This is a genomic window from Cupriavidus sp. YAF13 (assembly GCF_052113425.1).
Lineage (GTDB): Bacteria > Pseudomonadota > Gammaproteobacteria > Burkholderiales > Burkholderiaceae > Cupriavidus.
Map to the genome: position 1 here is coordinate 1 of NZ_JBFRDD010000111.1, position 7,591 is coordinate 7,591.

The window sequence follows — 7,591 nt, forward strand, 5'->3', positions numbered from 1 at the left end:
GATYTACATGTATTGAGCAAACTACCCAAGACGCTCTGCAACGTCAGCTAACGATTGATTACCATTCATCAAACAGAAAAAACTACCCTATCACACACCAGGGTAGTTTTTTCTGTTTTTAGGCTGTATGCCGTATTCAATCTTAGTTAACATAATCTGATTTATCGGAAGTAAAAAAAAGGCATGTTCTCACTTAAAGAACATGACCAGAACGAAAAAATAATGTTTTAATGCATTAGTTACACGTCATATATACATTATATGTAAATTAAGGAGAATTGCACTGAACAATACCTATTTTTTTATTAAAGAATAAAATTATACATTTTAAGCAAACTACACAGCCCGATTCATTTTAAATTTTTTCCAATACCAACACTTGTCCAAACATTTCTAACCAATTAACATATCATGAATTATAGGATTTAAAATATAAATTATCCTATCTCTCTTTATTAGATTTTATTAAGGGAAAAACTACCTTCCGCACAGGTAGTTTTTTCTCTTTTTAAGCTGTATATCGTATACATGTTTAGTTAACATAATGTCTCTTTCCGGAACACAAACAAAAAAAGAACCCTTGCAGGACAAGGGTTCTCGAAAAGGCTTTTTTCTTTAGTATGCAGCTTTTTATACATCCTTGATATAACAGCACTCTTTGGATGGGTGATTAATGAAAAGATGTATAAAAAGCGCACCTTTTATAMATATGCAACAACACATTAAAAATAGCCTTTAATTACAGAACGTGATAATCTATGTATGTTTCATACTTCGGATACGTATGAACGAACCCTTACAAAAAAGCCACCTCGCTTGCCAATGCCGAGGTGGCTTTTTATTTTGTTAAAAACATTAATCATCTTTAGATATATCCTTTTTATAAAAGAAAAAGATATAAACTGCAGTTTCCATTCTGTACAAGCTTCATACACTGTAATATACGACAAATATAGAAAGAAGTGTATGATCTTATGTTAGGTAATTCTAGGACATTAAAGATTCATGTTTTAACGACCACATTGGATAAATATGAAGAACGATTGCGTGACTTTCTTCAAAATAATAATTTTGAGATTATAGATATTAAAATTTGTAATGTTGGTCTTGATATTTCAGTTTTAATTATTTATAGAGATCTAGTACAGCATCCCTTCAACTTTAAAAAAAGTCTTTGATACTTGTTTCGTACTTATTAAATTTGATAAGTATGAAACAAGTATTAAAATTGTTCTTATCATTTATCGGTAATGAATTCTAAAGATTTTTAAATTAAGATGGTGTTATACTAGTTATAACCCTAAATAAATCGGAGGTTATAACTAATATGTACATGGAATTCTATGAAAAAGTAGATGGATTAGCAAGAGCTATTGGAGTTACTACTTCAACTGCCAAAAAATATTATTTACTTTTTGAAGAACATGGTTATAACTTTAAACGTAATCAACAAGGACAACTCTTGTTTTCACAAGATGATATAAATTTATTTAAAGAATTAATGCTTTTAAAAAATGAAAAGGGCATGACTGTTCCGAAGGCTGTAAAGGAAATTGTAAAAGATAAAGTTATAACTGACACAACTGATATAACCGACATAACTGTTACAACAGAAGATATAACGGTTATAACCAAACAAGTCACAACCGTTATGACCGAACTAGATGAGTTAAAACAATTAGTAAAAGACCAAAATGAAATTATAGAAAAACAGCAAGAGGACTTTAAGAAGCAATTTTTAAAACAAGAGGCATACATAAAAGATAGTTTAGAACAACGAGATAAGACATTAATTACAACATTAAGGGAAATGCAAGAATCACAAAAAGAAATAGCTACTAGCTTGTCAAAAGAACAAGCTAAAAAGAAATGGTGGCAATTATGGTTACGTTAAACTACTCAAATTGATTGGGTAGTTTTTTTAATTAAAAGATGACCGTTTTGAGACGGTTTTTTTAGCCTTTAGGCTATTATTTTTCTAACGAAAAAATTATAAAAAGACCCTTGCAATTCTATCAGCGAATTGCTATTTAAATAGAGTGAGAAGGGGCATATACCAAAAGTGAGTATTACCAAGGGTTTGAAGCACGTATAGTGTAACCATATGGTTACACCTGTGTAACCATATGGTTACACCTAATAAATGGAATCCAAATAAAAAAACCTCAAAAAATTGAGGTTTAAAATAAATAAACGGGCAAGTTATGTTTTTTGGAAGAACCCTCTACAACGAAGTTCTTTAAAGACTTTTTAAAAACATGTTGAGTTGCTCTATCTATACCGTCTTTAGGAGAACAACACATAATATTAGGATTTACAAACCAAGTACGACTTGTACAAATTCGTCCATCTTCTGTAGTCATTCCTGCTTCAGCTACTCCTAATATTCCTTTTTCTAAAAGACTGTTCATTATAGTCGATATGTGTTTTCTGGTTACACCAAATTCCTTTGCTAGATATGTAGGTGTCAAAGCATTAGTTGCTATCTCTAAATCATCACTATCTAGATCTACTTGCTTCACTTTTTCTATAAGAACATTTGATTTAAATTCAACATAAGGACTTAATTTAAAAAGAAAAGCCTCTTGAGCAGATTTTAAATATCCTATATCGTTCAAGTAACTTACATTATCCATAATTAGTTGCACAAACTTCACCCCATCAGTTTTTTTCTTTCGTTTACCGATGAAATAGTTTTCTCCAGTAGCATTATGCAAGACTTCCATCAACATTCTTTGTTGTTCTGTAGACAAACCAACCTGTGCTTGATTAATTAACTCTTCTACTTTCAAATCTCTAATTCTTGCTTTCTTTTCTGCTTCTTCTAATACTTTTTTCACCGTAATTCCTCCATTTAGTGTGGAAGGAATTAACCCTACTGTGTTAGAATAAAACTATAATAATGTGTTTTTGAAGGTTAATTCCTTCTTTATTGTCTTTGAAAAGTCCTCTGAGTCGGCCAAAACTTGAGGGCTTTTCTTATTTTTATTGTACAGGTAGAATTACCAAAATTTCTACCATTTCTTTTGATTTTCTACTCTTAAACTAATATTTTCCCCATAACTTAACCTAGATTAATACCAAATAACCCAAAGAACCATTTAAATAAGAAGAACATAGGGACCATAAAGACAGCCGCACCGGCCCCATATTTCACCCAATCCAACCAGCCATTAAATGCTACCCCTAACTTAGCGTTCGATATCATAGTCTTGCTGTTTTTTTCGATCTCGCTGAGGTCTGACTTCGCTCTCTCGCTCAACATGTCGAACTTGCTCCCCAGGTTGTTGTTGATTTTCTCTAGCTCGTCCTTGATTACTTGATTGTTTGCTTGGAACTCCTTGTTCAGAAACTCCTGATTCTGTTTCATGTCGCTGTGCAGCACTCTGATGGCCGTCTTCATCTCGGCCAAAGTTTCGTTTGTATACTGCTTGTGTGTTTCGATGTCGTTCTCTAATTTGCTGAGCAATGACATCGAAGTCAATTCCATTTCCTTCTGCACGTCTTGGCTCGTCTGTTTGATCTGATTTAGCTCTTGTTCGATCATCATCTCTTTGTTCATGTTTTCTTTCAGGAACGTCGAGAGATAGCCCTCTGTCGCTCTGAGACGCAAAATCATCTCTTGGTATAACTGATATAACTCCTCTTTCTGCTGAACTTGCTGCTTCTCTTTCTCTTGTAACTTGTCTTTCAAAGCCATGTAAAATCGTCTCCTTTTCATACGCCAGCCCTAACTTGCTGCCACGTACCTTTTTATTCGATTCTAAGTGCTCATACGTGATGTTTTTACCTCTTAAGGTAGCTTGGACGCCTTGGTTTTTTAAATGTTCCTGGAAATCTTCAAAACTCGTTGCCTGTTCTTTTGAAGAATCAATGGCCGTTCGAATTTCATCCTTCCAGCTCGACTCACCTTTTTGAAGCAATGACTGTTCAGCTAATGTGTAGCGAACCTCGGCCGATTGCTCTTCTACAATGGACAACCCGTGTTCCTTACATAGCTCATCACTCGCTTCACGAAAACGATCAATGGCATCTTGGCCATGGGCATGAAACTTTCGGCCATCCTCATAGTTCACGGCATTAATGACAATGTGGTTATGAATGTGATCCTTATCCGTGTGCGTATAGACGGCCACCTCATGACCTTTTGCCATCTTCTCAGCTAGTTCTAACCCAATTTCGTTGGCTTTCTTAGGATCCACCTCATCTGGTTTAAACGACTGGATCACATGATGGGCTTGTATGCCGCCGCTCTTGCCCCATATTTCCCTTGTAGCCTTAAATTGGTTCCTGACATAGTCCACATCGCAATCAAGCGAATTTGATACCTCAGCACGCTTCTCAGCGTACTTCAGTAATGCATTGGCGTTTTTCGTCGTACTCAGCTTAACTGTTGCCATGCTGCAGCCAATCCCTTTTTAATTTCGTCGAGATTATATACCAATCTCTCAAGCTCCTGTTTACTCAATTGTTCAATGTCTCGTGCATTGCACCATCTCGCAATTTGGTTCACATTGGTACCCACAGCTCGCAATTCCTTCGCGATGGCCAGAGCGCCCTCACGATTGATCTTCGGCTGTCGTACACGGGTACCCTGTGCCTTTGCTTTCACAAAGGCAGGCACCGTCATTCCTACATTATCCGCCATCAGCGATAGCCGTTCGAATTCCTCTTCAGTGACACGGAACTTCACCTGTTTAGGCTCGTTCCTACGCTCGCCTTTCGTCTCGCTCATTCCTTTATTCCTCCTTAAGTTCACCTACTGGACGTGGTGAACTTAGTGTAAAATTCCGACTGTATGCTTCCATAATACACCAAACAGTCGGAATAAGGATAAGGCAAGCTCTACAATTGGTACCCAATTGAGCTTGGTTATGCCAGGCATAACAATCCCCCCAGCCCCCTTTTCAAGGGGGAGCAAAACCGCGGACGCTGTCCACACCTGCCAAAGGAAAGCTCCTTTGGAATGGCTTCTACAAACACCCCCACCCCCCTCAAACTTTGAGGGGGCTCCCTCGCCGGTTGGCGTCAAACAAACGTGGTTGTTTGAGTGCCAAGAGGGTTTTGGTGTAGAGACATTGTCAATTCCTTAATGCTCCCTACGGTCCGCTTACCATTGACAATGCAGCTTATCTCCCCCTTTGTTTTGGGGTGAGAGGCTGGCTTCTTATGTTTTTAGAGTGTCTCTATCTTAGAGTAAGATGCATTACCCTTAGACAGCTGTACAGGCGGTTCGGCAGGTATACTCGCTTAAACAAGCCGATTCCTATATCTTCGTTTTGGGTATGTCGGCTTGGCGAGAGATCCAAACCTGCCGAAAGTCTTTATACAAGGAGAAAAGAGTGGAGATTTTTTAAGTGAGTTTCTTAAAAAATACGACTCGTACCTTGTATAAGGACTAGCCCCTATTAACTAAAAATGAATTTTATAAAAAAGAAATAAAAAATAGTAGAAATTTTAGATAGAATGAACACTTGTCCAAACCCTTTTTATTACTTTGCATACTATAGAAGTGAGCATCCTCCTGCTCTTCCAATAGATCCTGAGTTCCTATATTGCTATTATCTTAAAGAAAAAACTGCTGCTTGGCGATGAACAGTAGTTTTTTCTGTTTTATCAATAAATAATTTAAAGTATTAGGACAAGCATACAAACAAGCTTCCTCTTGATGAATACCATATATATATAAATTGAAGAAGGTGATTAAAATGAGTGAATATTATGAGAAGAAATATATAAAAGGATCAAATTCCGAAGAATGGCATGATTGCAAGGAAAATGAAGTAAGAAAATCAGCGTTTAGAGCTGTTAATACAACTAATAATCAAAATGTTCCTGAAGACACTCGCGTAAAAGTTAGATTTCCAAACGAACAATTTGATTTAGCAAATGAATATAATCCGGGTAGTTCTACATTTATTCCAAAAAAAGATGGGGTATATTCCATCATTGCGAGCGTTCAATTTGACCCTAATCACTTTAACAATCCTTATAGAGTACTACTAATCATTCAAGTAAATGGTAAGGATGTAGCTCGAGATAATGACTTTTTTAGCACAATCCAATTTGATAATGATGTAGCTGTTTCTACTATCATTGAATTAAACGCCGGGGATATAGTAGAGGTATTTGTCGTTAGTAGTGTAGCTGGTGAAATTGTTGCAGACAGTGCAACTACACGTTTTGAAGCAGTTAGAGATGTAAAACTCTAACTTAATTGCTATGTATACAAAAAAACTAGGCTCCTCTTTTGAGCCTAGTTTTTCTTTATTACTTACCAATAAATTGTTGTGTCCAATAGCTACCATCTTGTACATAACCTACTCCAATATGAGTAAAGTTTTTGCTTAAGATATTTGCTTTATGACCTGGACTATTCATCCATGCATTCATTACTTCAGCAGGTGTTTTCTGACCGTAAGCAATATTTTCTCCAGCTGTCTTATAAGTGATACCGAATTGTTTCATCATATCAAATGGTGAACCATAAGTTGGAGATGTGTGATCGAAATACTTCTTATCATGCATATCCTGAGATTTAAGACGAGCCGTTTTAGCTAGCTGATTATCAACCTTTAAAGCTGGTAAACCAACTTTTGCACGTTCTTGATTGACTAATGTAACAACTTCTTGTTCATAAGCGCTTAGTTCTGAACTTGAAGCTGTTGGTTTAGTAACCGAAGTTTCAGATTTTAAACGAATAATTGACCCTACTTCCATGTTGTAAGGATCAATTTTTGGATTTAATTCCATCAGTTTTTTGTAATCTAAACCGTAACGTTTGGCAATAAAGAAAAAGTTATCCCCTTTATCTACTTTGTATGCTTCAAAAGGTGGTTCTTTATACATAGTCATTGCACTTGCATTTGTTGTTGAAACTCCACCAATAATAGATAAAGCTAGTGCAGATACTATTAGTTGTTTTTTCATAATTCTCTCTCCCAATACTTATTTATGTATGTATAGTACTTCCGTTAATAACCATAATCATAGAAAATTTAAAAATCTAGGAGTAAATAATTCCAACAAGATAGTAAGCTAATAACTTACTAATTTTTAGTTTTTTAAAGTAGTTTCTTTATTTCAAGGATGTATAAGGTATGCATTATTAGTTAGCAAATAGATTTTATCAGAAATAAAAAAACTCCTGTTCTCACTTGAAAAACAGGACTATGAAAGGGAGTAACCTGCAGGTATATCATATATAATATGTAGCTTGAGAATGGCTTGTACTAAATAAATACCCTATTTTTATATTAACGAATAAAATTATTCCTTTCGAGCAAACTACCCAAGACGCCGTGAGGCATCAGCAACTTTAAAATCCCTATTCTTTTAACAGAAAAAACCTACCTTCTCCCTAACTCTAAGGTAGGTTTTTTCTGTTTTTTGGCTGTATAAGCTATACAAACGTAGTTAAGCATAATGGAGTTTACCGGAAGCGACAAACTAAAAGAGAAGATTGCATTTATGGCTTTCTCCTTTTTCTATCTTAGATAAATTTATTATGTAACATTCGACACAATATTTATCTTCTATATATTTTTAGGTGGTTTTTTTAGTCTTTTAATACCTAAAAGTTAGTTCATTC

At 35.4% G+C, this 7,591-nt stretch carries 6 protein-coding genes; 2 read left to right on the forward strand and 4 right to left on the reverse strand.

Annotated elements, in window-relative coordinates; all coding sequences use genetic code 11:
- Positions 1-1,333: 1,333 nt before the first annotated feature.
- Positions 1,334-1,894 (forward strand): DUF3967 domain-containing protein, encoded by a 561-nt coding sequence (locus tag AB4061_RS39960; RefSeq protein WP_441641570.1) that lies wholly within the window; start codon positions 1,334-1,336, stop codon positions 1,892-1,894.
- Between the two features lie 286 nt (positions 1,895-2,180).
- On the opposite strand, the gene AB4061_RS39965 is transcribed toward AB4061_RS39960, so the two are convergent.
- The 3 genes from AB4061_RS39965 to AB4061_RS39975 all read right to left on the reverse strand — a co-directional run bounded on the left by AB4061_RS39965 (position 2,181) and on the right by AB4061_RS39975 (position 4,735).
- Entirely contained in the window at positions 2,181-2,840 is a 660-nt protein-coding gene (locus AB4061_RS39965; protein ID WP_057275171.1) for a hypothetical protein, read from the reverse strand.
- 351 nt (positions 2,841-3,191) lie between these two features.
- Positions 3,192-4,400: a relaxase/mobilization nuclease domain-containing protein gene (locus tag AB4061_RS39970; RefSeq protein WP_441641571.1), complete on the reverse strand. Its 1,209-nt coding sequence runs from the start codon at positions 4,398-4,400 to the stop codon at positions 3,192-3,194.
- Positions 4,382-4,735: a plasmid mobilization protein gene (locus AB4061_RS39975; RefSeq protein WP_441641572.1), complete on the reverse strand. Its 354-nt coding sequence runs from the start codon at positions 4,733-4,735 to the stop codon at positions 4,382-4,384. The genes AB4061_RS39970 and AB4061_RS39975 overlap by 19 nt, the downstream gene beginning before the upstream one ends.
- Positions 4,736-5,708: 973 nt before the next feature.
- On the opposite strand from AB4061_RS39975, the gene AB4061_RS39980 reads away from it, so the two are divergent.
- A complete protein-coding gene (locus tag AB4061_RS39980; RefSeq protein WP_301264968.1) occupies positions 5,709-6,212 on the forward strand; it encodes a hypothetical protein in 504 nt (167 codons plus the stop codon).
- 58 nt (positions 6,213-6,270) lie between these two features.
- On the opposite strand, the gene AB4061_RS39985 is transcribed toward AB4061_RS39980, so the two are convergent.
- A complete protein-coding gene (locus AB4061_RS39985) occupies positions 6,271-6,930 on the reverse strand; it encodes a CAP domain-containing protein (RefSeq protein ID WP_301264969.1) in 660 nt (219 codons plus the stop codon).
- Between the last annotated feature and the right edge of the window lie 661 nt (positions 6,931-7,591).